This is a genomic window from Streptomyces sp. NPDC102283, assembly GCF_044766265.1.
Classification (GTDB): Bacteria; Actinomycetota; Actinomycetes; order Streptomycetales; family Streptomycetaceae; genus Streptomyces.
Genome location: NZ_JBIWLQ010000001.1, coordinates 871,664 through 895,711, shown reverse-complemented (window position 1 = coordinate 895,711; position 24,048 = coordinate 871,664). Strand labels below are relative to the sequence as shown.

Genomic DNA, 24,048 nt, shown 5'->3' with positions numbered 1-24,048 from the left:
TTGCTGTGGCCGTAAGCGAGATGCCCATCGCGGACAAGGGCGCCGGGCCGTACGGCATCACAGCCGGACCTGACGGCGCACTGTGGCTCACCTTCGCGCACAGCGGCCGCATCGCGCGCCTCACCCTGGACGGCGAACTCCACGAGTACCCCCTGGAAGCGCCCGGGTGTCGCCCTACGGTCATCACCACCGGGCCGGATGGAGCACTGTGGTTCACCCGGTCCCAGGACCACCGGATCGGCCGCATCACCGTCGACGGTGAAACGGAGTCCTTCGCCGTGCCCACGCCCGACAGCGGGCCCTTCGGGATCACCGCCGGTCCGGACGGTGCGATGTGGTTCACGGAGATGAACACCGACCGTATCGGTCGCATCACCAGCAGGGGAGAGATCACCGAGTTCGCCCTTTCCTGTACGGGCGCCTGTCCCTCGGCGATCACCGCGGGTCCTGACGGGGCCCTGTGGTTCACCCTCAACCAGGCGAACGCGATCGGCCGCATCACTGTCCTCGGAGACATCGTCATCCACCCGCTCCCCACCCCGAAAGCAGCGCCCGTGGGCATCACCAGCGACGGCACCGCCTTGTGGTTCGTCGAGATCGCGGCGGGCCAGATCGGCCGGATCTCGGTGGCCGGCGCGGTCGAGGAGTTCCCGCTCCCCGACCGCACGGCCAAACCCCACGCCATCGTCGCGGCCTCCATCGGTGACTGCTGGTTCACCGAATGGGGAGCCAACAGCGTGGGTCACATCACCGGGAGCGGCAAGGTCACCGAGTACGGCCTGCCGTCACCGTCGTCCGAGCCGCACGGCATCGCCCTGGGTCCCGACGGCGCCCTGTGGGCGGCCCTCGAAACGGGAGGGGTCGCGCGGCTCGAACCGTAGCCCCAGGACGGAGGGCCTCCTGACGTCTACCGATCCCCCGGGTCGGCCGCTGCCCCGGCCGAGCGGTTGCCGGCGCTCCCCGACCACGGGCCCCAGCGGCTCTGATGGACTCACCTCATGACGGCCCTGCTCCCCCGCGTCCTGCGCGCACTCGACCGGTTCCACGCCACCCATCCGTGGGATCACAACGCCCACTACCACCGGTGGATCCTGCGTCGGCTCCCCGGACGTTCCGCCCGCGCCCTGGATGTCGGATCAGGCAGTGGCGACCTCGCCCGGCTGCTGGCCACCCGGGCCGATACGGTGCACGGCATCGACGCCGACCCCGCTATCGTCGATCGCGCGCGGGAGCGCACAGCTCCCGGGGTTCCGGTGATCTTCTCCGTCGGGGACGCGCTGGAGGACGTACCGTCCGGGCCCTACGACGTCATCACCTGCGTCGCGACCCTCCACCACCTTCCGTTGCGCGAAGCGCTCACGCACTTCCGCCGACAGCTGGCTCCCGGGGGAACCCTGATCGTCGTCGGCCTCTACCGCCCGCGGTCCCGGAGCGACTACCTGATCGACGCCGTCGCCATGGGGTCGAACATCGCCATGGCCTGGATCAAGAACAAGGGCCGCAGAGCGCCGCGCCCCGTCGCCATGACCGCGCCGACCCGACCGGCGACCACGGCCTTTCCGGACATCGTCCGCGACGCCCGCCGCGTGCTGCCCGGTGTGCGGCTGCGCCGTCGGCTGTTCTGGCGCTACACCTTGGTCTGGAATCAGTGCGCGCCTCCTACGGATTGACCCTCCCGGGGCTGCACACCTCCCCGCCTCCCCGCACTCGGGACGACGGGGAACCTCTCCGAGAGGCGTCTGTCGGCCGTTTGGGCAGCCGGTGGGCCATGCGCGGGCTCAGCCCTGATCGAGCGGGTTCGACATGGCCCGTTCGGACCACCCTCCCGCTACCAACTCCGCCGCCGCGTCTCGCGCCAGGCGTACTCGTCGCCGTCGCATGCCTCGTCCCTGGGCTTCTTCGGCGGTGCGCTGACCTGGCCGGGGGACTCCTTGGCGGCCCTTGTGACGCGGCCTGTTCGGGCTCACGTGCCTGGATAGGCGGACAGGTAGCACCGTGCGGTTCGGTGGATCAGTAGCGGTGGCCGGGCCAGTGCGGGTCCTCCCAGCGGTCGGGTCCGGTGACGCCGAGCAGGCGTATCCGGTGAAGTAGATCCTCGGATGCGCCATAGGCACGAAGCCGGGCAGGCGTGTGGCGGACAAGCCAGGCGGTCAGCTCGGCGCGCATCTCTTCCTCGTTCTCCCAAGCCCGCCAGGGAAGTTGGTCACCGAGCAGTTCGTACTCCCAGTGCGCTGCCGCTTCGGCCAGGTGTCGGTCGGCGATAGGGTCACTCAGCGCTTGCCAGGTGTTGAGCCACGGGCTCAGCGTGCCCGTTGCCTCGGCACTGAGGACGAGGAGGTCATGCACAGGTACGGCGGGATCCGGATCGGTGAGGGCGCAGGCCCACCAGGCCTGCAGGAATTCCTCCACTGCAGTGGCCTGCTCGGCAGGCCACTGCTGCCAGTGGCCGAGAGCGAATGAACGCCCGACCTCCTCCGTGCCGAAGAGGGGCTCGATGAGGCCGCTGACGAGGGCAGAGGCGAACTGGGGCAGGATCCGGCGCAGCACGGATGCGTGATCGCTCCAGTCGATGGCCTGCCATGTGCGCTGCAGGAGATCGGGGTCCAGCTCCGAGTCCGCCACTTTGAGCTGCGCGAGGTCTTCCGCGCTACCCCAGTGGCACTCGCAGTTGGACTCGTCGGGGTGAGCGGTCATCCCGCGGAACGTAACGGCCAGGCCGCCCAGCGCGGCGTCGAGGCGAAGTCGTGCGCGGGGCTGATCGAGGTTCATCATGGGCGTTTGCCTTTGGGGACTCCGGGAGCCTGCGCCGGCCGAAGATCGCTAATTTACCGGGTCAGGATCCCGTCTGTCATCAGCAAGGCGGCGTCTCGACTCCCGCAGTGCTCGCGATTGCCCAGAGACGGGTCACCGGATCAGCGACAGAGCCCCCGTTTCCCCCGAGGCCGTTAGCCAGACCTGAGCTCGCGTCGCGGTGAAGGTTTCCGGTCACAGCACCAGGCGCCTGGTCAGTCGTGGTCGGAGAGTTCAATGGCCAGTTCCATACAGCGCAGGCGGGCCGGGGAGAGGTCGTAGGGCATCTTGCCGATGGCGTCCAACACGCTCATGGAGTCGGCCTCCCGCCTTCCACCGCCGAGGTCGGCCTCCCCCTCGCCGTCATCGGCGGTAGCAGGGTGCGCCGCTTCCCAGGCGTCGAAGAGGGCATCGTCGTCCTTGTCCAGACCGCACTTCTCGATGACGGCGTGCAGGGCGCTTTCGAAAGCGTGCCGCTCGACCGCCACTTGAGCCACCCGTGGGTCATCGACGGCGACGCTGTCGTCGAGCGCTTCCTCGGCGTCGTCGACGCGGTCGGATTCCTGCCGCAGGGTGGGATGCGTGGCCAGGACGATGAAGCGGGTGGCCTGGACAGCCGCGCCGAGCGGGCCGAAGATCCGCTCGGTGACCAGCAGGGTGTCCAGGTCCGCCTGGCGCAGGGAGCCCTCGGGCAGGGTCTTGAGGCGGCCGGTGACGAAGTCGGAGAGCAGGCCCATCCGGCTGCCTTCGGTGCGCATGCGCTGCACGGCTGCCCGCTGCCGCCGCAGCTCCGCCTCCTGCTCGGCAAGGGTTTCCTCCAACCGCTCCAGGATGCCCGCGATGCCTTCTCCGCTGTCCGCACCGGTGGAAGCCGTACCGGCGGTGAAGGCGACACGGATGTCGTCCAGGGCGATCCCCGCGTCGGCCATCCTGCGAATCCACAGCAGGCGGATCATGTCCTCGTAGCCGTAGCGACGGCGGCCGTCGCCGCCCCGCTCGGGCTCCGGGAGCAGACCGATCTCGTGGTAGTGGCGAATCGCCCGCGGAGTGCTGCCGGCGAAGGCCGCCGCGTCACCGATCTTGATCCGGCGGGGCGGCACGAAGGACGAATGCATGTGCAAGGACCTTTTCTCCAGGGACCGGGACCGGTTCTCGAGGGACCGGGACCGGGACGTAGGCCCACCGGACCACATGCCGCTACGGAAGGTGCAACCGCACCCCGTACACAGCGGCCCCGCGCCCATGCCGGGCGGCGGGACCTTCGCCTTCCGGACCGTTGACGCGCTACGGGTGCGGAGAGCCCGGGCGCGCGCCGGGTCGACGGCCCCGCGCCCGCCCTCCCCGAGGTCCAGGTGGTACGTGACCTGCCACGCCTGGGTGCCGCGCGCCTGCCGGCTGGTCACGATCGCACCCGGCGGATGGACGCGGAAGCCCCGCTTTCCGCCCACGCCGTTCCGGGACACGATGCCGCGCTCGCCCAGGACGTCGAGGTCGGACCACCCTTGGCAGCATGTTGACATGACCTTGACACTCAGGGTCATGCGCCCGAGGCTCGGAATCCCCCATGGACAGCTCGACGACAACGAGGTGCAGCCCATGCGATCACGCCCCATCGGATTCCTCCTCTCGACCCTCGCAGGCGCGGCCCTCGCGTTCGGCGGCACCGCAGCCGCCTCCGCGACCCCGCCCCCGGCCCCCGATTCCGCGACGGCCACGAACATCGGTACGGCCGACGCCTGTTACACCTGGAGCGGCACGCTCCAGGAGGGCTCCAGCGGCGAGGCGGTTCGCCAGCTCCAGATCCGCGTCGCGGGCTATCCGGGCACCGGCAACCAGATCGCCATCGACGGGGCGTTCGGCCCGGCCACGAAGGCGGCCGTGCAGCGCTTCCAGGCCGCGTACGGCCTGGGCGCCGACGGCATCGCCGGAGCCCAGACGTTCAGCAAGATCTACCAGTTGCAGGACGACGACTGCACCCCGGTCAACTTCACCTACGCCGAGCTGAACCGCTGCAACTCCGACTGGTCCGGCGGCAAGGTCAGCGCCGGTACGGCACGCGCCAACGCCCTGGTGACCATGTGGAAGCTCCAGGCCATGCGGCACGCGATGGGGGACCGGCCCATCACCGTCAACGGCGGCTTCCGCAGCGTGTCCTGCAACAGCGCTGTCGGCGGGGCCGCCAACAGCCGCCACATGTACGGCCACGCGGCCGACCTCGGTGCGGGCCCCCAGGGCTTCTGCGCCCTCGCCCAGGCGGCGCGCAACCACGGCTTCACCGAGATCCTCGGCCCGGGCTACCCCGGCCACAACGACCACACCCACGTCGCCGGGGGCAGCGGCCGCTTCTGGTCCGCGCCCAGCTGCGGCATCTGAGGCCCAACGCCCCGTCTCCCCCGCCGCCGTCACCCCGCCCGCCCGGCGAGGGTGGCGGCGGCGGTCAGCTTCCGGAGCCCCCGGCGACGGCGATCGTGCCCTGGGCCACCGCGCAGAGGGTTTCCACCCCTTCGGCGTCCACCATCAGCAGATCGCAGCGGCAGACGACCCGCGTACGGCCGGGGCGCACCACCTGGGCCCGCGCGCGCAGCACCTCGCCCCGGGCCGGGCGCAGATAGTCGATGGTGAAGCCGGCCGTCAGAACGGACGGGCCGACCGCCGCGCCCGCCGCGAAGGTGAGGGCGTTGTCCGCCGCGTAACTCAGGACTCCGCCGTGGACGAAGCCGTTCTGCTGGCGCAGCTCGTCCCGTACGTCCAGCTCCAGAACCGCCGCTCCGTCGCCGAAGGCCGTCAGCCGCGCGCCCAACAGAACGCTGAAGGGCTGGGCGTCCAAAACCTGCTGCCCGAAAGCGAGTTGCGAGGCGTGTGCCTCCATACTCCACCTCACCTCTCGTCCTTGGTGCGGTGAGCGTCGCCCTCCGGGCACCGATCCGTCAACATCGTTCCCGCGAGGCCCCGTCGGCACCGGACCACTACTGTCTGCCGCATGGAGAACATGATCCCCCGGGGCCGTTGGCTCGACGACGACATCTTCCGCAAGCTGGTCCGCGAGGTCACTCCGCTCCGCTTCGGCTCCTGGAGCCTGTCGGATTTCGAGCACGCCACCTCGGAGCTGGGCTGGGAACTCCGTGAGCCCAACGAGGTCGTGGGCCAGGTCTGGCGCAGATTCGCTCCCCGGAAGGGGCCCTGGGGCGGCTACGGCACGGTGATCGCCGACGCCTCGGCACCCGATCAGGTGCGCAAACTGAACGTACGCGTCGTCGACATGCCCGCCGAGGACATGGCCTCCGCCGCCGGCCTCGTCCGCGCCGCCTGGTGGGTCATGGAGAAGGAGCTGGGCCCGCCCACGATGTGGGGAGGCGACCTGGGCCCGTGGATGCTGTGGCGCCTCCCCGGCGCCTGCCTCCTCGTGCACACGCACGACGAGGGCGAGGTGAGCCTCGAACTCCTGCCTCCCGACGCGGGCTCCGACGCCGCCGGAAACGGCTGGTCCCGTGGCCGCTGGCGCGCCGCCGAGCAGGCAGACCTGCCGATCGTGCCGCCCGCTTCCGGCGCCACATGGGAGGACGTGGAGAAGCGCCTGTCGGAAACCCTGCGCTCCCTCGACCACGACACCCCGTTCTTCCCCGGCAGGTTCATCCTGCACCTGGGATCCGCCGACGATCCGCAGCGCTTCGTCCAGTGCTGGAGCCAGGATCCGGGTCTCGTCATCGAAGCCACCGGCTATCTGCACCGACCGGACGCGGCCGACCCCGACCGGCTGGCGCGGAACGGCTGGGATGCCGCCCCCTCGGTCTGGCAACGCCGCTTCCCCGACGCCATGCACGAACCCGCGCACGCCTCGACGGCCGCCCGCATGCTCGTCGAGGAACTGCGGCACCTGGGTGTCGGCCCGGCCGAACTCTCCTACGACGGCACCATGACCGGCCGCGGGCGCGGCTTCCACCTCGACCTGCCGGACCTGGGGCTCCCTCGCGTCCACCAGCCCCCCGTCTGAAAGCGGCCGGGGCTCCCCGAACGCCCCCGCGCCGGGGAGCCGCTGCCGGACTCATTGACACCGGGGGGTCCCGCTGTCACCGTCTCGTCTGACGACGGCGGTCGCGGACCTCAAGCCCCACCGGTCCGCCGTACGCACTTCCCACCGCCCCACGCGCCTTCCCCCCGTTCACGCGTCTCCCGCCCCACCTCACCCTCCGCGCCGTCGTCGATTGGGAGCGCTCCCACAGAAGGGCCGCACGCATGAGAAGACTCCTGCGCACGCTCGCCGCATCGGCGTTCGCCTGCCTGCTGCTTTCCCTCGGCGCCGGGCAGCGGGCCGCCGCCTCCCCGACGTCGGCCGACCCGATCGGCATGACCAGCGGCTTCTACGCCGACCCGAACTCGACGCCCGCCGCCTGGGCCGCCGCCAACCCCGGCGACGGGCGGGCCGCCGCCATCCGCGACAACATCGCCTCGCGGCCCATGGCCCGGTGGTTCGGGTCGTGGAGCGGGGACATCGGGACGGCGGTCGGCTCCTACGTAGGCGCCGCCGACGCCGCCGACAAGCTGCCCGTCCTGATCGCGTACAACATCCCCGGCCGCGACGCCTGCGGCGGGCACTCCGGCGGCGGCGCGGGCACCCCGAGCGCGTACCGCACCTGGATCTCCGCGTTCGCCTCGGCCATCGGCTCCCGGCCCGCCCTGGTAGTCATCGAGCCCGACTCCCTGGGCGACTTCAGCTGCCTGAACCAGGCGCAGATCGACGAGCGCAACGGGATGCTCAAGGACGCGCTCGCCCGGTTCGCCGCCCACGCCCCCAACACCTGGACGTACCTGGACGCCGGAAACCCGGCCTGGATCGGCGCGGCCACCATGGCGCAGCACCTCGACGGCGCGGGAGCCCGGCAGGCGCACGGCTTCTCCCTGAACATCTCGAACTACTACGGCACCGGCGAGAACTCCGCGTACGGAAACGCCGTCAACGGATCCCTGTCGGCGTCCTACGGCTATACGAAGCCCTACGTCATCGACACCAGCCGCAACGGCAACGGCTCCAACGGCGCGTGGTGCAACCCGGGCGGACGCAGGACGGGGGCGGTCAGCCAGACGGGCGGCGGGGCCGAGATGCTGCTGTGGCTGAAGACCCCCGGAGAGTCCGACGGCAACTGCGGAGTCGGCGCCGGCTCCGCGGCCGGGCAGTTCCTGCCGGAGGTCGCGTACAAGATGATCTACGGGTACTGAGAGCCGATCCGTCCGGCGACCGAGCATGAGGAGGGAGAACTTCCGGCCATGCGCAGATGATCGTTCCGATGGTCGACGGCGCGACGGATACCGAAGATCCTTCACAGACGGGGCACAAGCACGGCAAGACCTGCACCTCCTGGCCCCTCAAGCACCGAAGCGGAGGGGCGCGAGAGGTCGGCGACGCCCATATGACCGTGCATACGTGTCCATATGAGAGCCAACCCCTTTTCGCCTCCTTATGCGGAGAGTCACCCCCGTGTACACATGATCACGGCGGCCCCGGAACAGCCTGGTGGGACGCCTCAGCCATGTGTATTTGGGGGTACATCCGTCATGCCCGGACCCACCCGCCGTCAGGCCCTCGGGGCCGCCATCGGCGTCGCCGCGGGCGGCGCGCTCGTCGGCGTCACCTCCGCTTCCGCGGACACCGTTGCGACCGGAACCAGAAGCGGAGGCGGCACAGCCGGCCGCACCGGAGAACCCGGCTCCTTCGACGAGGTCTTCAAGGGCCGCCGCATCCAGGGCACGTCCGCCGAGACCCACGCGAGCGCCCACGCCCACGCCGGACACGGCGACGGCTACCGCGTGTTGATCGACGGCCGCGAGCTTCCCGTGATGCAGCACGGGAAGAGCGGCTGGAGCAGCACGATCAACCACTACGAGAGATTCGCGACCCCGCTGGAGGCCGCTCGCACCGCGGTCATCTCGCTCAAGGGCGCCGTCGTCGTTCCGTTCGACCCCACCGCCTGACCCGGGAGCAGCAGCCATGACCGTACGGAAGAACCAGGCGAACCTCACGGCCCCCGAGAAGAAGGCCTTCGTCGACGCGGTACTGGAGGTCAAACGCCTGGGCGTGTACGACGAATTCGTGCTCGCCCACCGCACGCGGTTCTCCATAGACATGAACACCGGCGTGTACGTGGGCCACTTCGGGCCGTCGTTCCTGCCGTGGCACCGCAAGTTCCTCATCGACTTCGAGAACGAACTCCAGAAGGTCGACGCGTCGGTCTCGATCCCCTACTGGGACTGGACCGCCGACAACACGGTCGGCTCCTCGCTCTGGGCCCCGGACTTCCTCGGCGGCACCGGACGCCCCCTGGACGACCAGGTGATGGACGGGCCCTTCGCGCATTCCGGCGGGAAGTGGACGATCAACGTCTCGGTCGACAGCCGCGCCTTCCTCGCCCGCAATCTCGCCTACCGCGTCCCCTCGCTCCCGCCCCGGTCCGATGTCGACGCCGCCCTCGCCATGCCCACCTACGACTCCGCACCCTTCCGTGACGGCTCGACCGGCTTCCGCTCCGCGCTGGAGGGCTCCGCGGGGTACATGAGCATGCACAACCGTGTGCACACCTGGGTCTGGGGCCATATGGAGACGAGCGTCTCCCCGAACGATCCGGTGTTCTGGCTGCACCACGCGTTCGTCGACAAGCTCTGGGCCGACTGGCACGCACTCCACCCGACGAGCGCCGAGTACCTCCCCGCCGGCGGGACGGTCGACGTGATCGACCTGAACGACACCATGCCGCCCTGGTCGAACACGACCCCGCAGAACATGCTGGACCACACGCAGTTCTATACGTACGCCTGATCTCTCGTCACGGCCCCGCCCCGGCCCGCCCGTGATCCGGGCGAGCGGGGCGGTTCCTGCCGGAGGCCGCGCCCGAGGACGATCTGCGGGTATCGAGGCCGGGAACGGCCGACGGGGGCAGCGTGTCCGTGCTGCCCCCGTCATGCCCCGTCACCTCATTCAGCCCACTCGCTCGCCCGCTCCTTCCCCTCCTCCGTGTAGAGCAGCAGGAAGGCGAAGATGCCCGCCAGGCCGGCCAGGACGCAGACGACCTCGGCGACGTCCGTACCGAAGCCCGTCATCAACCCGGCGGAACCGACGACGATGGCCACCGTCTGCCCCAGGACCACCACGATTCCGCCGATCAGGAACAGCGCGACGAGAACGCGGGAGGCGTTCAGACAGATCCTGTACATCCTCGTACTCCTCATCCTGGAATCCATACGGCACCGAGCACCATCAGCACGCCCATCGCGTAGGAGGGCAGCAGGTAGTAGAGCGTCACCGGCACGAAGATCCGCACCGGATTGATCGAAGCGATACCCGCGGCCACGTACAGCGGAGCCGCGCCCGGAGGCGAGCAGCCCTCGGACGAGGCCCACACGATGATGGCGGCGAAGGCGATGTACGGCGGGACGTCGGCCGCCGTCAACGCCGCGAAGGCGACCGGCCCGACGGCCGCGAGGGTGGACGTCGTGTTGAGGGGACCCGCGACGACCACCACGATCAGCCCGACGACGAGCGCCGCGACGACCTGCGGTACGCCCTCCAGGCTCTCCAGGTAGGGCGCGAGCTGTTCGCCGATGCCCAGGGTGTTGAGCACGTTGGAGGCGGCGAAGGCCGAGACCATCGTGACGCCGATCAGCCCGAGTTTCGGGCTGATCTCCGACAGCAGCGTCCACCACGCCCCGGCGCCGCGCGGCAGCGCCCGACGCTCGACGACCAGTCCGGCGAGCAGCATGACCACCGGGAGCCAGACCAGCAGGGGCACGGCGTCGGAGACGTCCAGTCCTCCCAGCCGGTCGCCGATGAGATCGCTGGTCGGCGACGCCGTCAGCACGATGGGCACCGCGATGGCAGCCAGGACGATCAGCGAGGTCCAGCCGGCCGCGAAGGACTGGCGGAGCGGGTGGATGTCCTCCGCCGCCATCGCGCCCACGCCCCGTCGTTTGACGATGACGTAGGCGATGACCAGCCGCATCGCGACCATCCAGGCACCCACGACGAAGATCGTGCCGACCACGTCCTCCGCCCGCAGGACCGGCAGGACGGTCGGCGCCGCGAGCAGGATGAAGAAGGCGCCGCTGAACGGGAAGGTGGCGCCGACGCCCGCGTTGCCGGCGAGGACCAGCGCGGCGGTCTCGCCGCTCGCCCTGGAGCGCTTCATCCAGGGAATGGTGATGGACCCGATGGTGGCCACGATCGCCGCGCCGTTGTGCGCGACGGCGCCGAAGAGACCGGCCGACACCGTCGCCGCGTAGGCGGATCCGCCCTCGCGACGGCCGAACATCGAACTGAGAATGTCGATCATCCGCTGCACGAGCCCCGTTCTCGTCAGCAGTTCGCTGACGAAGACGAAGGCCAGGGCAGCGAAGGTGATCTCCGACGTCAGCCCCTCCACGAGGCTCTCCCACACGACGCGCGGCGCTTCGGTGCCGGCGAACGCGGCACTGACCAGGAAGCCGATGACCATGGCTTCGCCGATATTGCGTTTGACGGCCACGTTCCACACGATGATGGCCCCGATGAAGGCGACCAGTGCGAGTATCGCGTTCATCGACACTCCCTCGGGCAGGCGGGGCGGGGAGCGGTCGGCCGGTCTTCGGCCGCGTACCGCTCAGTCCTGTCGCGGCGCTTCCAGTCCGGCTCTCCGGTAGGCATCTCCCGCCTCCTTCCCGGTGAGGAAGGCGTGCAGCGCACCGGCCCGTTCGCCGGCCCCGACGCCCAGGGCCGCAGAGAGTTCGGTGAAGTGCTGGGCCCCGTCCGGCAGCGGTCCCACCACCTCGGCCTCGGGTACGAACAGCAGCTCGCTCATCTGCTGTACGGCCAGATCGGCGCGGCCGTCGACCACCGCCAGCGCGGTGAACCCCTTCTCCACGACGGTGGCGCGGGCGTTCACCTCATCCGCGATCCCGAGGCGCTCCAGCAGCCCGGCGAAGTGGACCCCGCTGGCCCCGGTGCGGGAGTAGGCGACCGAACGGGCCGAGCGGAGCGTGGCGATCAGTGCGTCGACCGTGTCGATGGCGGGCGGCTCGGCGCCGGGCGGCATGGCCAGGCCGATCCCGACCCGGGCGATGTCGCGCACCGAGGACGGGTCGATCACCCCAGCCCCGCACAGGGCCGGGAACGCCCCGGTCACTCCGACCATGACCTCCGGCCGGGCGCCCTCTTCGATCCTCCGCACCAACACGTTCGTCGGGTCGTACACGGTGTCGACGCCCGTTGCGGTCTTCGCGGTGAATGCCGCGAGAACGTCGTCGTCGAGGGCCTTCTTCACCGCCAGGGCGCTGAAGAGCGACACGGTGTGCGGTATGTCCACGGACATCTTCGTCCTTTCACAAGGGTGGGGCGACGGCTGCCGTCGGGAGAGTGTCCCGGCGCGTCCGTGCGGTTTCCCCGGGATGTTTCGGGGGGGGTGGGTCAGTGGGAGGCAGGGCGCAGCACGGCACGCTGGGCCGTGGTCAGCGGACGCGTGGGGACACCGCGCAGCAGCAGGAAGAGCTTCGCCGTCTCCTCTATCTCCTCGGCCATCTCCAGCGCGCGCCGGAGGTCGGGGGCGGCTGCGACCGGCCCGTGGTTGCTCAGCAGGAGTGCGGCGTGCTCGCGGGCCGACGCTTCGACGGCGTCGGTCGCCCGGTGGTCGCCGGGGGCGAAGTACGGAAGCAGCGCGAGGCTGCCGACGCGCATCGCGTAGTAGGCCGTCAGCGGCGGCAGGACGTCCCGCCGGTCGACCAGGGCCAGGCACGAGACGGCCGCCGCATGCGTGGAGTGGGTGTGCACCACCGCGCCGGCGCCCGGCCGGGCCCGGTACATGGCGGCGTGCAGGAACGCCTCCTTGGACGGTGGGGCGCCGGACACATGGGCTCCGGCGGCATCGATGACGGACAGGTCCTCTGCACGCACGGTGGCCAGGCTCGAACCGGTGGGGGTCACCAGGATGTGGTCGCCGGCGCGCACCGAGACGTTGCCCGTGCTCCCGTGCGTCAGCGAACGGGCGGCGACGGCCCGGGCGGTGGCGACGAGGTGGGCACGTTCGGCTTCGTCGTCCCGCCCGCTCATGTGCGGTCCGCCGGTTCCGCGGAGGACGCGGAGGACGCGGAGGACGCGGAGGACGCGGAGGACGCGGAGGCGTCGAGGAGAAGGCCGGCGTCACCGAAGTTGCCCGACTTGAGCAGCAACGCCAAGGAGTGCTCGCCCAGGGGGTGAATCCACGGCACCCCTCGCGCGGCTTCCGCGCCGACGTGCGCGCCGGTGACTCCGAGAGCGGCGACGACGGCGCCGGAGGTCTCTCCCCCGGCCGCGACCAGTCTGCGCACGCCCCGCTCGACCAGTCCTGTCGCGATGAGCCCCGTCGCCTCCTCCAGCAGGGCCGCGGACCGTTCCACGCCCAGCGCACGCTGTGTCTCGCGCAGCGTTTCCGGGGCTGCCGAGGAGTAGATGACGGGCGCGTCGCCGTTCGGGGGCAGGGTGTCGTACCAGGCGAGGGCAGCTTCGCCGAGCGCCACGGCATTCGGTGTCGCCACCGGGTCGAGACGGTAGCCGGGCCGGCCCGCGTCGGCGAGCACCGCGAGCTGTTCCAGGGTGCGGTAGGAGCAGCTGCCGCTCAGCACTGCGGCCGGTCCGTCCGGCGGGCCCGGGGCGTCGGCGGCCTCCCGCTCGTCGCCGGCCGTATGCCGCCCGGCGCCGGGGATGCGGCCGGTTCGCTCCTCCGCGTACGCGTGCGCCAGGCCGGCGGCCAGTCCCGCGGCGCCCGCGACGAGGGGTGAGTCGAGGGCTGCCCGCCCGAGCGTGCGCAGATCGCTCTCGTCGATGCCGTCGGCCAGCACGTAGCGCGCGCCGCGCGCTCCGGCGGCCCCCAGCGCTTCGCGCACCGCCGCGCCGCCCTCCCGGACTGTTCCGAGTCCGATCAGTGCCACCTTCTCGCGGGTCTGGGCCCGCAGCAGCCTGGGCAGATACGAATCCGTCATGGGGGTGACCGGGTGATCGCGCATGTGCGACTCCCCGAGCAGCACGTCATCCACGAAGAGACAGCCCTGGTACTGGGTCCGCAGGTGCTCGGGCGAACTCGGCGTCAGCGGCACCGTACCGGCGCCCGTCGCCTCGGCCAGCCGGTCCAGGACCGGGCCGATGTTGCCACGCGGGGTGGAGTCGAAGGTCGAGCAGAACTTGAAGTAGATCTGCCCCGCGCCCTGCCCGCGGAGCCAGTCCAGCGCGCCCAGGGACGAGGCGACCGCGTCGGCCGGGGGCGCCATCCGGCTCTTCAACGCGACGACCAGGGCGTCGTGTCCGGGCAGCCGATCCGCGTCGGGCTCAGGCTCCTCCTGCCCCGTACGGTCCGGCGCGCCGAAGAACAGCAGCGTCCGCAGTCCTGCGCGGCGCAGCGCCACGGCGACGTCCGTAGCGCCGGTGAAGTCGTCGGCGATGACCCCGAGCGGTGCCGTGTCGCGGGGCCGGTCCGTCGGGCGGCGAATGTTTCGGCTTCGGGTCACAGCGGCCTCCCGGTGAGGGCGGTGCGCAGGGCGGCGGCCGCGGCGTGCGGACCGGAGACGACGGGCACCCCCAGCGCGGTGGAGAGGAACGCGGCGGCGGGCGCCAGGGAGAACTGGGCGAGCAGGACCGTGTCCGCGTCGGTGACGTGCGGCAGGCACGCGTCCCGCAGCGCGTCGCGGAGCGTGGAGAGGTCGCCCTGGCGGGCCGCGTCGAACGCGTCGGGTGCGACCACTCCGACCGGCTCCGTCGCCGGTCCGGCCGCGGCGGCGACAACGGAGAAGCGCTTCAGCGAGTCCCGCATCGCGGCCTCGAACGAGGCGAGCACGAGCACCCGGCCCCGGCCCTCGGAGAGCGCCAGGGCCTGTTCGAAGGCAGCGGCATCGGGGGCCAGGAGCGGGACCGGCGTCTCGACCGCCTCGGCGACCGAGCCGTAGAGCGAGCAGGTCAGCAGCACTCCGTCGGCCCCACCGGCCAGGGCGTGGCCGATCAGCCGGGCCATCCGGTCCACGAGGGCCGGAGACAGCGGGCCGTCCTCCGGCGCGTCGTCGAGCAGCCGGTCGTCCAGCAGGTTCCAGGGCTCGGCCCCCGGGAACTCCGCGGCCAGTCCCGCGACCGCCGGGGCGATGGCGGTGGGTGTGGCACTGATCAGCGCGATCCTCGGTGCGCGGGCACGCCCCGCCGCTACCCCGCTCATCGGTGCGCCTCCGCCGGTGACGCCGCTGCTCCGGTGTGCCGGACGACCCAGGAAAGACCGTTCACCGTGCCGTTCGCCGGGCGGTACTCACAGCCGATCCAGCCCTGGTACGAGGCATCCAGGAGGGTACCGAAGACACGCTGCCAGGAGATCTCGCCGCTGCCGGGCTCCGTCCGTTCCGGCGGGTCGGCGATCTGCAGGTGGCGGACCCGGGGCAGGTGCTCGCGCAGGGTCGTGACGAGGTCGCCCTCCTGGACCTGTACGTGGTAGAGGTCCAGGAGCAGTCCGATCCCGTCCCCGCCGAGGGCTTCCACGACAGCTGCGGCCCGCGCCTGGGTGTCCAGCAGGAACCCGGGCACGTCACGGCAGTTCTGTGCCTCCAGGACCAGGCACACCCCCGTGCCCCGGGCTCGTTCGACGGCCCAGGTCAGGTTGGTGACGAACGTGGCGAAGGCCCGGTCGTGGCTGACGTCGGGCGGCCGGATGCCGCCCAGCACGTGCAGGAAGTCGCTGCCCAGCTCGGCCGCGTAGTCGAGGCCGCGCTCCAGGTCCCCGCGGAACTCGGCGGCCCGGCCGGGAAGACAGGCAACGCCCGCCCGCTCGGGCGAACCGGGCTCGCCCATCGGTGCGTTGATCAGTACTTGGTGGAGACCCGCGTCGTCGAGGCGTCGGCGCAGGCGGGTTGCCGGGTACGGGTAGGGGTCGGCGTACTCGACGCCGGTGAAGCCGGCCGCGGCGGCGGCGTCGAACCGTTCCTCGAAGGGGACTTCGGTGAACAGCCACTTGAGGTTGGCGTCGAAGCGCAGCCCGTTCGGCGCCCGCATCAGCGTGCTCCCGTGCCGACGGCGACACTCACGCTGTCGGGGTTGACCAGGTGGTCCGGGATGCGCCCGGCGAGCAGCTCGACCACCTGCCGGGCGGCCATCGCGCCGGACCTGGCACGGGCCTCGATGGTGGCGGCGGCGATGTGCGCGGTCACGATGACGCTGTCGAGCCCGCGCAGCCTGCTGTCGGCGGGCAGCGGTTCGTGCTCGGTCACGTCCAGCGCGGCGCCCGCCAACCGGCCCGCCCGGACCGCGTCGGCCAGTGCGTCCTCGTCCACGACTCCGCCCCGGGAGGTGTTGATCAGATACGCGTCGGGCTTCATACGGCGCAGGGCGACCGCGTCGATCAGGTGCCGGGTGGTCGCGTCCAGGGAGATGTGCAGGGTGAGGAAGTCCGCCTCGGTCAGCACGTCGTCGAGGGACCGCGCCTCGACCCCGGTCTCCTTCAGGAAGTCCTCGTCCAGCCAGGGGTCATGGGCGACCACCCGCATTCCGAGGGCGAGTGCCGCACGGGCGACGGTCCGGCCGATGGAGCCGAGGCCGACGATCCCGAGCGTGGTGCCGTGCAGCTCCCGGCCGCTCTCCTGTGTCCAGCCGCCCTCCCGCACCGCGGTGAGGTTCTGCGGAATGCGCCGGGCGCAGTTCAGCATCAGCGCCAGGACGTGTTCGGCGACGGATATGCGGTTGGTCCCCGGGGTGATGGTGACCGCGACGCCGCGCCGGGTCGCCGCCGCGACGTCGATGTTGTCGTGGCCGACGCCGCAGCGGCTGAGGATCCTCAGTCCGGGTGCCGCTTCGATGACCTCCGCGGAGAAGGGGTCGGTACCGGCGACGACACCTGCCACGTCGGCGACGCATTCCGCCAGCGAGGCACCGGTGGCCTCCCGGTCGGCGCGCCGGGCGAAGACCGTTTCCAGGCCGGCGTCCCGGAGGATGCGGTCGACCGGGCCGCCGGGTTCGAGGTAAGGCGTTGTCACGAGTACACGGGGCGCACGTTCTTCGGAGGGCTGCGTCATGGGGATCCTCTGCGTTCTGCTGTGGCGCACAACCAATGAGATCGCGACTATAGTATACGATTCTAAGCAACGCTATAGCATTTACTTGAACAGGTGATCGAGAAGGAGGGGTCGCGCTACCATCGGGCGACGAAGGAGACCTTGCATGCCTACGCGCCCGTCCGAGCGGCAACCATTGGCCGATCAGATGTACGAAGTGCTGCTCGGACAGTTCATGGACGGACTGTGGTCACCGGGCCGGCCGCTCAATATCGGCGCCCTGTCCCGCGAGCTGAACGTCAGCCAGACCCCTCTGCGTGAGGCGCTCGCCCGGCTCGAGCACACCGGCCTGGTGCGTCGCGAGGCGCTCAAGGGTTACCGGGTGGCACCACTGTTCAGCGAGACCGAGCTGATCAAACTGATGGACGCCCGGCTGGTGCTGGAGCCGACCCTCACCTACGAGGCGGGCCGCCGGACCACCCCCGAGTTCCTCCAGGACGTCGCCGGCAGCATCGAGGAGTTGCGGCGCTGCGCGACAGGGGACGGCTCGACGTCACTGCGCGCCTATCTGTCGGCGGACGAACGCTTCCACTTCCTGATCGCCCGGCAGTCGGCCAACCCCTTCCTGGAGTCGGCGTACCGTTCGCTGAGCGGCCACGTCCAGCGCTTCCGGCTCTTCACCGAGCTCGGATCGTCCGACGCGGAGTCACCCGCCCGCGATCACGCGGCCGTCCACGACGCCCTGGTCGCGGGCGATGCCGAGGGGGCCGCCGACCGGATGCGGGAACACATCGAGAACGCGAAGGCGCGTGCGCTGAAGGACCGCCAGGCCGTGGCGAACGACTGACCCGGCCCGTTACGGCCTCCACCTCACGGATCAGCGGTTCCGGGCCCCGTCCGTGATCCGGTCGAGCCCGTAGAGGTCGGCGACGCACCCTCCGGGCCAGTACCGGCGCCCACCTGCGCTGAACGGCTCCAGCATGTCACTGATCACCAGGCGCTCGTACGGCATGACCCGCCTCCCGGCCTCCGCCCCCTCGCGCAGCCGGCGGTCCTGGGCGTCCCACTTCTCGGCCCGGGCCCGCATCGCGGTCTCCAGGTCGGTGAGCGCCACGGCCGGGCCGACGCAGACCAGGACGCAGAGCGCGGCGCACACCGCCTTGGCCGGGGCGGTGCGGCGGGTGAGGCTGCGCAGGCCGAGGCCCAGCAGGGCGCCCGCGCCGACGAGCAGGATCACGTACAGCAGGAGGTAGTCGTTCCACAGCCGGTTGGCGCTCGGGTCGCTCACCCGGTCGCCGAACACCGGGTAGGCGATGACCGTGCAGAGGTAGCCGGAGACGAGGAGCGCGAGCACCCCGGCGGCGGTGAGCAGGGGCCAGTGCGCGGGCGGGCGGGGCGGCGTCCCGTCCGCCCGCCGGCACAGCAGCCCCAGCAGTGCGCCCGCCGCGACCGCGCCGGCGTACTGCCAGGTCGTGGCCACGGTGACGGCGATCTCGGCGAACGCGCGCAGCGACGCGGTGAGGGAGTCGGGGGCGAGCAGGGAGGTGGTCTCCGCGCCGAACCGCTCCCTTCGGCGCATGGAGCCGGGTGAGGTGATGAGGACGACGGCCCCGGCCGCCGTCCCGGCGATTCCCGCCGCGCACCACCGCCGGACGAACCTCCGGTCGGAGGCGGGGACGACCCGGCCGGACAGCGGGAGCGCGGTCAGGAGCACCACGACGACGACGATCGCCGTCTCCTCGGACAGCGTGGCGAGGAAGGCGCCCATGAGCGCCGCGACGGCGAGGGCGAACGCCCGCCCCCGGCGGGAGCGGGTGAGCAGGAACGGGATCAGCGCGGCGCACGCCAGGACGGGCGGCAGCGTGTGCGAGACGGAGGCGGCGGGCCAGAGATACGTCTTGTACGTGTTCGGCGTGACGAACAGGAAGAGCGCGGCGGTCAGCGCCGCGAGCAGGAGCGGCACCCCGCGCGGGGTACGCAGCCGGGCCCGACGCAGTGCCAGGACGGCCACCGCCCAGAGGGCCGCGAGCACCAGGACCGCGCTGACCAGGGGGTACCACTGGTGTCCCGCGACCTGGAACTTCGCGTACGCGCCGACCAGGAGCGCGTTGGCGACCCGCCCGTTGTCGTCGAGGTAGAACGTCCCGACGAGGCCGGTGATGCCGTCGTCCCGGACTGCGGGCAGGAAGCACCAGTCGTCCGCCCCGGGCCTCACCCACCGCCCGAACCAGGAGGCGGCGGCGAGCAGGGCGAGGGGCGGGAGCGCGAGGGCGCTCACCCAGAGGGCGGTCCGGGGCCGGTCCGAGGGGCCCTCGGCCGGGTCCGACGTCTCCTCGCCCCTCCGCAGTCCCTCCGGGGCGGCGGTCACGGGAACGTCGTCGGGCATCGCGGACGTCACCTCTCCCGGGACGAGCGGGTGGGCAGCGGTTCGGGCGCCGGAAGGCCGGACAGCGGTTCGGCCCGCGGCACGGCGTCGGCGGCCTTGGTCCGGCCCGAGGTGATCGCCCACCGGGCCAACAGGAACGAGACCGGGGTGACGAGGACGCCCGCTGCCAGCGCGGCGAGGTTCTTGTCCATCCCGAGGCCGCTCACCGCCCCGTAGAGCAGCGCTCCGGACGCCACCAGGTTGACCAGGCTGGAGAGGGGATAACGGACGAACGCGTGCCAGGTCGGCCTCGTCCGGCAGGTGACGTAGGAGTTGAGCAGGAACGAGCACACGATGCTGACCGCGAAGCCGATGACGTGGGCGGTCAGGTAGGGGATCCAGCGGTTCAGCGAGGCGTAGACACCGAGGTAGACGGCGGTGTTCACGCAGCCGATGAGGAGGAAGCTGCCGAACTGGCGGACGGTACGGGACCGGCCGGGAACGCCGGTCCCGGAGGCCGGGGCGGGGGCCGGGGCGGGGGCGGAAGCTCCGGTCGCGGGGGCTCCGGTCGCAGGGACCGAGACGGGGGCTCCGGTCGCGGGGGCCGGAGGAAGGGTGGCGGTCGCGGGGGCCGGGGCCGTGGTGGCGGCGCGTTCGCCCGGACCTGCGGTGAGTGGCGGGCGCGGCGGCGGGCCGTGCGGCAGCGCCCGCCGGGTCCCGTCGGTCTCCCGCACGACGTAGGGCGGCCGGTGTTTCGCCTCGTGGTAGATGCGGCCCACGTACTCGCCGATGACCCCGAGCGTCACCAACTGGATGCCGCTGAGGGCGACGACGGCGGTGAGGAGGGTGGCGTAACCGGGGGTGTCCGCGCCGTGCAGGACGACGCCCACGACGGTCCACAGGGCGTAGACCAGGGCCGAGACGAAGACCCAGAAGCCGGTGTAGATCGCGAGGCGGAGCGGCCGGTTGTTGAAGGAGAGCAGTCCGTCGATGCCGTAGTTCAGCAGCCGTTTGCTGCCCCATTTCGACCGGCCCGCCACCCGCTCACTGTTGCGGTAGCGGAAGGTGACCGTGTCGAAGCCGATCCAGGAGAAGATCCCCTTGGAGAAGCGGTTGCTCTCGGGAAGGGACAGGACGCTCTCCACGGCCCGCCTCGACAGCAGCCGGAAGTCCCCCGACCCGTCGATGAGCTCCACGTCCATGCAGCGGCGGACGAGCGCGTAGTAGGTGTGGCTGAGGGTGGTGCGGAGCATGCCCTCGCCCGCGCGGTCGCGGCGCGGGATGACCTGGTCGTAGCCGTGCCGGTGCAGTTCCAGCATGCGGGGGATCAGCTCGGGCGGGTGCTGGAGGTCGGCGTCCATGATCACCACAGCCGCTCCCCGCGACATGCGGAGGCCGGCGAGCATGGCCGCCTCCTTGCCGAAGTTGCGGCTGAAGGCGGTGTAGTGGACCCGTGGGTCGCGCGCGGCGAGGGCGCTCAGCAGGAGGCGGGTCCGGTCCCGGCTGCCGTCGTCCACGTAACAGATCTCGCAGCCGTCCCCGAGGGGGTCCAGGACGCCGACCAGGGCGGCGTGGAAGGCCTCGATCACCTCGGCCTCGTCGAAACACGGCACGACGACCGACAACTGAAGGCCAGTCACACGCCACCTCCGGACTTCGGCCCCATCGTGGGTGCCGGGCCTCACCGGCGCGGCACCGTCGGCCTCCGGCACCGGGCCCCGGAACGCGCCACGTCCGCCCCATCTGACGACGGGCGGCGGCCTCCGCCTCCGCGCACACGCGCGGGGGCTGCTCTTTCCCGCGCCCTTTCATGCGAACAGCCGACGCGGGTCGGCAGAACGCCGGGTCGCGAGGGCGAAAAGGCACACATAGCCTCGCAAAGGTGATATCTCCTCGATCGCCACGAGCTCGATCCCCACGAGCTCGGAGCACCGCACCCGGCAGGGCCCGGCTCCCGGACCGGGCCCTGCTCCCCGGCCGGTCCGTCGGGCCTGGCACCGGCCTGCTCGCCGGTCCTCTCGCCGGCCTCCTCGCCGTGCTGTCCGCCGTGTGCTGGCTGGTGCTCCCCGCCGCCGCGACCGCACACGCCGACGACCCCGTCGAGCTGTCCCGGGACGGGCAGATCACCGACCGGGTGGGGGCGCTGGGCGACCGGACGGGGCAGGTGGAGGACGCACTCGACCGGTTGTACGCCGACGAGCGCGTCCAGCTCTTCGTGGTGTACGTACGCGATTTCTCCGGCCGCTCCGGACAGACCTGGAGCGACGAGACCGCCAACCGCAACGGCCTCGGCCAGGACGACGTGCTGCTCTCCGTGGCCACCCACGACCGGCAGTACGCCTACTCCGTCGACGCCGGCTCCCCGCTCACCGACGAGCAGCTGCGGGACGTGGCGGGCACCGCGATCGAACCCGCGCTGCGCGAGAACGACTGGGCGGGGGCCGCGATCGGCGCGGCCGACGGCTACGGCTCCGTACTGGCCGGACGCCCGGTGACCGCCCCCGCGATCACCCCGGGGCCCGCCGACCCCGGAACGGGCGGCTCCGGCTCCACCGGCGCCCGCGACTTCATCCTTCCGGTGGCCGTCGTGGTGGGCGTGGTCGCGGTCGGGGCCTACGCGTACGCCCGGCGCAGACGGCGCACGACGACCCGCACCACCCCGGCGGCCACCGGCTGGGGCCGGGGCGCGGGGGCGGGCGGTGCGCCGGAGCCGCCGACGCCGCTGCCGGAGCTGGACGGGCAGGCCAAGGAGGTGCTGGTGGACACCGACGACGCGGTGCGCACCAGTGAGGAGGAACTCGGCTTCGCCACGGCGCAGTTCGGTGAGGAGGCGGCGAAGCCCTTCACCGAGGCGGTCGCGCGGGCGAAGGACGAGCTGACGCGGTCGTTCCGGTTGCGTCAGCAGCTCGACGACGCCTTCCCGGAGGACGACGCGACCCGCCGCCGGATGCTGGAGGAGATCCTGCGGCGGTGCGCGACCGCGAACGAGGGCCTGGACACCGTCTCCGAGGACTTCGACCGGCTGCGCGCCCTGGAACGCGAAGCGCCGCAGGCCCTGGCCGCCGTGGGCGCCACGCACCGCGACCTGGCCGGACGGGTCGCGGCGGCCGAAGCGGGCGTCACCGGGCTGCGCGAGCGGTACGGGGAGGGCGCCGCCGCGCCCGTGGCGGCCGACGTCGAGCAGGCGAAGGACCGGCTCGTCTTCGCGGCCTCGGCCGTGGAGCAGGCCCGTACGGCGGTCGAGGGCGGCGAGAACTCCCGGGCCGCGGTGTACATCCGGGGAGCCGAGGGTGCGGTGGGCCAGGCGGGCACGCTGCTGGACTCGGTGGACCGGCGGGCGGCGGAGCTGGGCGAGGCCGCGCGGAAGCTGCCCGCCGCGCTGACCGAGACGGAGACCGACCTCGCGGACGCGGGCGGGCTGCTCGAAGGAACCGCCGAGGGCACCTCGACCGCCGATCTGCGCGGCCGGATCGCCCGCGCCGAGGCCGTGCTCGGCGATGTGCGGGCCGCGACGGCAGCGGGACCGTACGACCCGATCGACGCGCTGCGCCGGGTGGAGGAGGCGGACGCGGCCCTGGACGAGGCGCTGGCGGGGGCCCGGGACCAGGAGCGGGGCGAGGCGAAGGCCCGCTCCCTCCTCGATCAGGCGATGCTCACCGCCCGGTCCGCGATCGGGGCGGCGGCCGACTACGTCACGACCCACCGGGGTGCGGTCGGCAGCCAGGCCCGTACCCGGCTCGCGGAGGCGCAGCGGCGGTGGGAGCGGGCCCGGGAGCTGTCGGCCGCGGACGCCCAGGGAGCGCTGGCCGAGGCGCGGCAGGCGGACGCGCTGGCCGGGCAGGCGCTGAGCCTGGCCGAGCAGGACGTCCGGGGCTTCGGCTCCATACAGGGTCCCGGCTCCATACAGGGCGGGGGCGTGGGCGGGGCGGTGCTCGGCGGCATCATCCTCGGCGGGCTGTTCGGGGGCGGCGGCCGGGGCGGGGGCATGGGCGGCGGCTTCGGTGGAGGGTTCGGGGGCGGCCGGTCCGGCGGCTTCGGGGGCGGGCCGGGCAGCTTCGGAGGGGGCGGAACACGGGGTCGCCGGGGCGGTGGCGGCCGCTTCTGAACGACCGGCAGGGCAGGACACCCCCGCACGAACGTATCGACTTCCAAGGAGCCATCCCATGAGCAAGCAGACCATCCTCGGCCGCGTCACCCAGCTCGCGAAGGCCAACGTCAATGCCCTCATCGATCAGGCCGAGGACCCGCAGAAGATGCTGGACCAGCTGATCCGGGACTACACGAACAACATCGCGGAGGCCGAGCAGGCGGTCGCGACCACCATCGGCAACCTCCGGCTGATGGAGCAGGACCACAAGGAGGACGTCGAGGCGGCGGCCGAGTGGGGCGGGAAGGCGCTGGCCGCCAGCCGGAAGGCCGACGAGCTGCGCGGGGCCGGGTCGGTCGCGGAGGCCGACAAGTTCGACAACCTGGCGAAGGTCGCGCTGGGCCGCCAGCTCCAGTCCGAGCAGGAGGCGAAGACGGCCGGGCCGACGATCGCCTCGCAGAGCGAGGTGGTGGAGAAGCTGAAGTCGGGGCTCGACCAGATGAAGGCCAAGCTCTCCCAGCTGAAGGCCAAGCGCGACGAGCTGGTGGCGCGTTCGAAGTCCGCGCAGGCGCAGAACCGGATGATGGACGCCGTGAAGAGCATCGACGTCCTGGACCCGACGAGCGAGCTGAGCCGCTTCGAGGACAAGGTGCGGCGCGAGGAGGCGAAGGCGCTGGGCAAGCAGGAGCTGGCGGCCTCCTCGCTGGACGCCCAGTTCGAGGAGTTGGACAGCCTGGGCGACAGCGCGGAGGTCGAGGCCCGGCTGGCGGCCCTGAAGACGGGCGCGTGACGCGGA

At 71.9% G+C, this 24,048-nt stretch carries 23 protein-coding genes and 1 pseudogene; 10 read left to right on the top strand and 14 right to left on the bottom strand.

Going from position 1 to position 24,048, the window contains the following annotated elements:
* Positions 1-5: 5 nt before the first annotated feature.
* Together ACIRJT_RS04215 and ACIRJT_RS04210 are read left to right on the top strand one after the other, a co-directional pair.
* The gene (locus ACIRJT_RS04215) at positions 6-881 is read left to right on the top strand and encodes a virginiamycin B lyase (protein ID WP_403904170.1); all 876 of its coding nucleotides are present in this window, start codon (positions 6-8) and stop codon (positions 879-881) included.
* A 117-nt stretch (positions 882-998) separates the two neighbouring features.
* Entirely contained in the window at positions 999-1,670 is a 672-nt protein-coding gene (locus ACIRJT_RS04210) for a class I SAM-dependent methyltransferase (RefSeq protein WP_403904167.1), read from the top strand.
* 340 nt (positions 1,671-2,010) lie between these two features.
* On the opposite strand, the gene ACIRJT_RS04205 is transcribed toward ACIRJT_RS04210, so the two are convergent.
* The 3 genes and pseudogenes from ACIRJT_RS04205 to ACIRJT_RS04195 form a co-directional block, all read right to left on the bottom strand.
* Positions 2,011-2,769 (bottom strand): hypothetical protein, encoded by a 759-nt coding sequence (locus tag ACIRJT_RS04205; protein WP_403904475.1) that lies wholly within the window; start codon positions 2,767-2,769, stop codon positions 2,011-2,013.
* 236 nt (positions 2,770-3,005) lie between these two features.
* Positions 3,006-3,905: a MerR family transcriptional regulator gene (locus tag ACIRJT_RS04200; RefSeq protein WP_403904473.1), complete on the bottom strand. Its 900-nt coding sequence runs from the start codon at positions 3,903-3,905 to the stop codon at positions 3,006-3,008.
* 246 nt (positions 3,906-4,151) lie between these two features.
* Positions 4,152-4,310: pseudogene (locus tag ACIRJT_RS04195) on the bottom strand (MepB family protein); the annotation flags it as partial.
* Between the two features lie 76 nt (positions 4,311-4,386).
* On the opposite strand from ACIRJT_RS04195, the gene ACIRJT_RS04190 reads away from it, so the two are divergent.
* A complete protein-coding gene (locus tag ACIRJT_RS04190) occupies positions 4,387-5,163 on the top strand; it encodes a D-Ala-D-Ala carboxypeptidase family metallohydrolase (RefSeq protein WP_403904165.1) in 777 nt (258 codons plus the stop codon).
* 64 nt (positions 5,164-5,227) lie between these two features.
* Here the strand turns inward: ACIRJT_RS04190 and ACIRJT_RS04185 are convergent, their stop codons facing one another.
* The gene (locus ACIRJT_RS04185; RefSeq protein ID WP_403904162.1) at positions 5,228-5,659 is read right to left on the bottom strand and encodes a PaaI family thioesterase; all 432 of its coding nucleotides are present in this window, start codon (positions 5,657-5,659) and stop codon (positions 5,228-5,230) included.
* Between the two features lie 111 nt (positions 5,660-5,770).
* Between ACIRJT_RS04185 and ACIRJT_RS04180 the strand changes: the two genes are divergently transcribed.
* The 4 genes from ACIRJT_RS04180 (at position 5,771) to ACIRJT_RS04165 (ending at position 9,598) form a co-directional block, all read left to right on the top strand.
* The gene (locus tag ACIRJT_RS04180) at positions 5,771-6,781 is read left to right on the top strand and encodes a TY-Chap domain-containing protein (protein ID WP_403904159.1); all 1,011 of its coding nucleotides are present in this window, start codon (positions 5,771-5,773) and stop codon (positions 6,779-6,781) included.
* Between the two features lie 242 nt (positions 6,782-7,023).
* Positions 7,024-8,004 carry a glycoside hydrolase family 6 protein gene (locus ACIRJT_RS04175; RefSeq protein ID WP_403904156.1) on the top strand — a complete coding sequence of 327 codons (981 nt, stop codon included), beginning with the start codon at positions 7,024-7,026 and terminating at the stop codon, positions 8,002-8,004.
* A gap of 336 nt (positions 8,005-8,340) precedes the next feature.
* Positions 8,341-8,757, top strand: coding sequence for a tyrosinase cofactor (locus ACIRJT_RS04170; RefSeq protein WP_403904154.1), 417 nt, complete (start codon positions 8,341-8,343; stop codon positions 8,755-8,757).
* A 16-nt stretch (positions 8,758-8,773) separates the two neighbouring features.
* Positions 8,774-9,598, top strand: a complete 825-nt coding sequence (locus ACIRJT_RS04165; RefSeq protein WP_403904152.1) for a tyrosinase family protein — start codon at positions 8,774-8,776, stop codon at positions 9,596-9,598.
* Positions 9,599-9,753: 155 nt separating this feature from the next.
* On the opposite strand, the gene ACIRJT_RS04160 is transcribed toward ACIRJT_RS04165, so the two are convergent.
* The 8 genes from ACIRJT_RS04160 to ACIRJT_RS04125 all read right to left on the bottom strand — a co-directional run bounded on the left by ACIRJT_RS04160 (position 9,754) and on the right by ACIRJT_RS04125 (position 16,782).
* Positions 9,754-9,993 (bottom strand): hypothetical protein, encoded by a 240-nt coding sequence (locus tag ACIRJT_RS04160; protein ID WP_360779484.1) that lies wholly within the window; start codon positions 9,991-9,993, stop codon positions 9,754-9,756.
* Positions 9,994-10,004: 11 nt separating this feature from the next.
* Positions 10,005-11,354 (bottom strand): TRAP transporter large permease subunit, encoded by a 1,350-nt coding sequence (locus tag ACIRJT_RS04155; RefSeq protein WP_403904149.1) that lies wholly within the window; start codon positions 11,352-11,354, stop codon positions 10,005-10,007.
* 60 nt (positions 11,355-11,414) lie between these two features.
* A complete protein-coding gene (locus ACIRJT_RS04150; RefSeq protein WP_403904147.1) occupies positions 11,415-12,116 on the bottom strand; it encodes a molybdate ABC transporter substrate-binding protein in 702 nt (233 codons plus the stop codon).
* Between the two features lie 101 nt (positions 12,117-12,217).
* Positions 12,218-12,856 (bottom strand): aldolase, encoded by a 639-nt coding sequence (locus ACIRJT_RS04145; RefSeq protein ID WP_371625691.1) that lies wholly within the window; start codon positions 12,854-12,856, stop codon positions 12,218-12,220.
* The gene (gene otnK / locus ACIRJT_RS04140; RefSeq protein WP_403904144.1) at positions 12,853-14,286 is read right to left on the bottom strand and encodes a 3-oxo-tetronate kinase; all 1,434 of its coding nucleotides are present in this window, start codon (positions 14,284-14,286) and stop codon (positions 12,853-12,855) included. Before otnK ends, ACIRJT_RS04145 begins: the two co-directional genes overlap by 4 nt.
* Positions 14,283-14,981, bottom strand: coding sequence for an aspartate/glutamate racemase family protein (locus ACIRJT_RS04135; RefSeq protein ID WP_403904141.1), 699 nt, complete (start codon positions 14,979-14,981; stop codon positions 14,283-14,285). Before ACIRJT_RS04135 ends, otnK begins: the two co-directional genes overlap by 4 nt.
* Positions 14,978-15,805, bottom strand: a complete 828-nt coding sequence (locus ACIRJT_RS04130) for a hydroxypyruvate isomerase family protein (RefSeq protein WP_403904138.1) — start codon at positions 15,803-15,805, stop codon at positions 14,978-14,980. The genes ACIRJT_RS04135 and ACIRJT_RS04130 overlap by 4 nt, the downstream gene beginning before the upstream one ends.
* Complete coding sequence (locus ACIRJT_RS04125) at positions 15,805-16,782, bottom strand: phosphoglycerate dehydrogenase (protein WP_403904135.1); 978 nt, start codon at positions 16,780-16,782, stop codon at positions 15,805-15,807. Before ACIRJT_RS04125 ends, ACIRJT_RS04130 begins: the two co-directional genes overlap by 1 nt.
* Before the next feature lie 184 nt (positions 16,783-16,966).
* Between ACIRJT_RS04125 and ACIRJT_RS04120 the strand changes: the two genes are divergently transcribed.
* The gene (locus ACIRJT_RS04120) at positions 16,967-17,647 is read left to right on the top strand and encodes a GntR family transcriptional regulator (protein ID WP_403904132.1); all 681 of its coding nucleotides are present in this window, start codon (positions 16,967-16,969) and stop codon (positions 17,645-17,647) included.
* 30 nt (positions 17,648-17,677) lie between these two features.
* Here the strand turns inward: ACIRJT_RS04120 and ACIRJT_RS04115 are convergent, their stop codons facing one another.
* Positions 17,678-19,186 (bottom strand): DUF6056 family protein, encoded by a 1,509-nt coding sequence (locus ACIRJT_RS04115; RefSeq protein ID WP_403904130.1) that lies wholly within the window; start codon positions 19,184-19,186, stop codon positions 17,678-17,680.
* Between the two features lie 8 nt (positions 19,187-19,194).
* Positions 19,195-20,805: a glycosyltransferase gene (locus ACIRJT_RS04110; protein WP_403904128.1), complete on the bottom strand. Its 1,611-nt coding sequence runs from the start codon at positions 20,803-20,805 to the stop codon at positions 19,195-19,197.
* 395 nt (positions 20,806-21,200) lie between these two features.
* Here ACIRJT_RS04110 and ACIRJT_RS04105 point away from each other — a divergent pair, with 395 nt between their 5' ends.
* Positions 21,201-23,270: a TPM domain-containing protein gene (locus ACIRJT_RS04105; RefSeq protein ID WP_403904125.1), complete on the top strand. Its 2,070-nt coding sequence runs from the start codon at positions 21,201-21,203 to the stop codon at positions 23,268-23,270.
* Between the two features lie 58 nt (positions 23,271-23,328).
* On the top strand, positions 23,329-24,042 hold the full coding sequence (locus tag ACIRJT_RS04100; protein WP_403904122.1) for a PspA/IM30 family protein: 714 nt from the start codon (positions 23,329-23,331) through the stop codon (positions 24,040-24,042).
* Positions 24,043-24,048 lie beyond the last annotated feature (6 nt).

What these genes read in the sequence shown, in the direction of transcription:
- ACIRJT_RS04185 (WP_403904162.1), bottom strand. Translation starts at nt 5,659, where the DNA reads ATGGAGGCACACGCCTCGCAACTCGCTTTCGGGCAGCAGGTTTTGGAC.
- ACIRJT_RS04115 (WP_403904130.1), bottom strand. Translation starts at nt 19,186, where the DNA reads ATGCCCGACGACGTTCCCGTGACCGCCGCCCCGGAGGGACTGCGGAGG.
- ACIRJT_RS04100 (WP_403904122.1), top strand. Translation starts at nt 23,329, where the DNA reads ATGAGCAAGCAGACCATCCTCGGCCGCGTCACCCAGCTCGCGAAGGCC.
- ACIRJT_RS04200 (WP_403904473.1), bottom strand. Translation starts at nt 3,905, where the DNA reads ATGCATTCGTCCTTCGTGCCGCCCCGCCGGATCAAGATCGGTGACGCG.
- ACIRJT_RS04210 (WP_403904167.1), top strand. Translation starts at nt 999, where the DNA reads ATGACGGCCCTGCTCCCCCGCGTCCTGCGCGCACTCGACCGGTTCCAC.
- ACIRJT_RS04180 (WP_403904159.1), top strand. Translation starts at nt 5,771, where the DNA reads ATGGAGAACATGATCCCCCGGGGCCGTTGGCTCGACGACGACATCTTC.
- ACIRJT_RS04155 (WP_403904149.1), bottom strand. Translation starts at nt 11,354, where the DNA reads ATGAACGCGATACTCGCACTGGTCGCCTTCATCGGGGCCATCATCGTG.
- ACIRJT_RS04165 (WP_403904152.1), top strand. Translation starts at nt 8,774, where the DNA reads ATGACCGTACGGAAGAACCAGGCGAACCTCACGGCCCCCGAGAAGAAG.
- ACIRJT_RS04170 (WP_403904154.1), top strand. Translation starts at nt 8,341, where the DNA reads ATGCCCGGACCCACCCGCCGTCAGGCCCTCGGGGCCGCCATCGGCGTC.
- ACIRJT_RS04175 (WP_403904156.1), top strand. Translation starts at nt 7,024, where the DNA reads ATGAGAAGACTCCTGCGCACGCTCGCCGCATCGGCGTTCGCCTGCCTG.
- ACIRJT_RS04160 (WP_360779484.1), bottom strand. Translation starts at nt 9,993, where the DNA reads ATGTACAGGATCTGTCTGAACGCCTCCCGCGTTCTCGTCGCGCTGTTC.
- ACIRJT_RS04120 (WP_403904132.1), top strand. Translation starts at nt 16,967, where the DNA reads ATGCCTACGCGCCCGTCCGAGCGGCAACCATTGGCCGATCAGATGTAC.
- ACIRJT_RS04190 (WP_403904165.1), top strand. Translation starts at nt 4,387, where the DNA reads ATGCGATCACGCCCCATCGGATTCCTCCTCTCGACCCTCGCAGGCGCG.
- ACIRJT_RS04205 (WP_403904475.1), bottom strand. Translation starts at nt 2,769, where the DNA reads ATGAACCTCGATCAGCCCCGCGCACGACTTCGCCTCGACGCCGCGCTG.
- ACIRJT_RS04135 (WP_403904141.1), bottom strand. Translation starts at nt 14,981, where the DNA reads ATGAGCGGGGTAGCGGCGGGGCGTGCCCGCGCACCGAGGATCGCGCTG.
- ACIRJT_RS04145 (WP_371625691.1), bottom strand. Translation starts at nt 12,856, where the DNA reads ATGAGCGGGCGGGACGACGAAGCCGAACGTGCCCACCTCGTCGCCACC.
- ACIRJT_RS04130 (WP_403904138.1), bottom strand. Translation starts at nt 15,805, where the DNA reads ATGCGGGCGCCGAACGGGCTGCGCTTCGACGCCAACCTCAAGTGGCTG.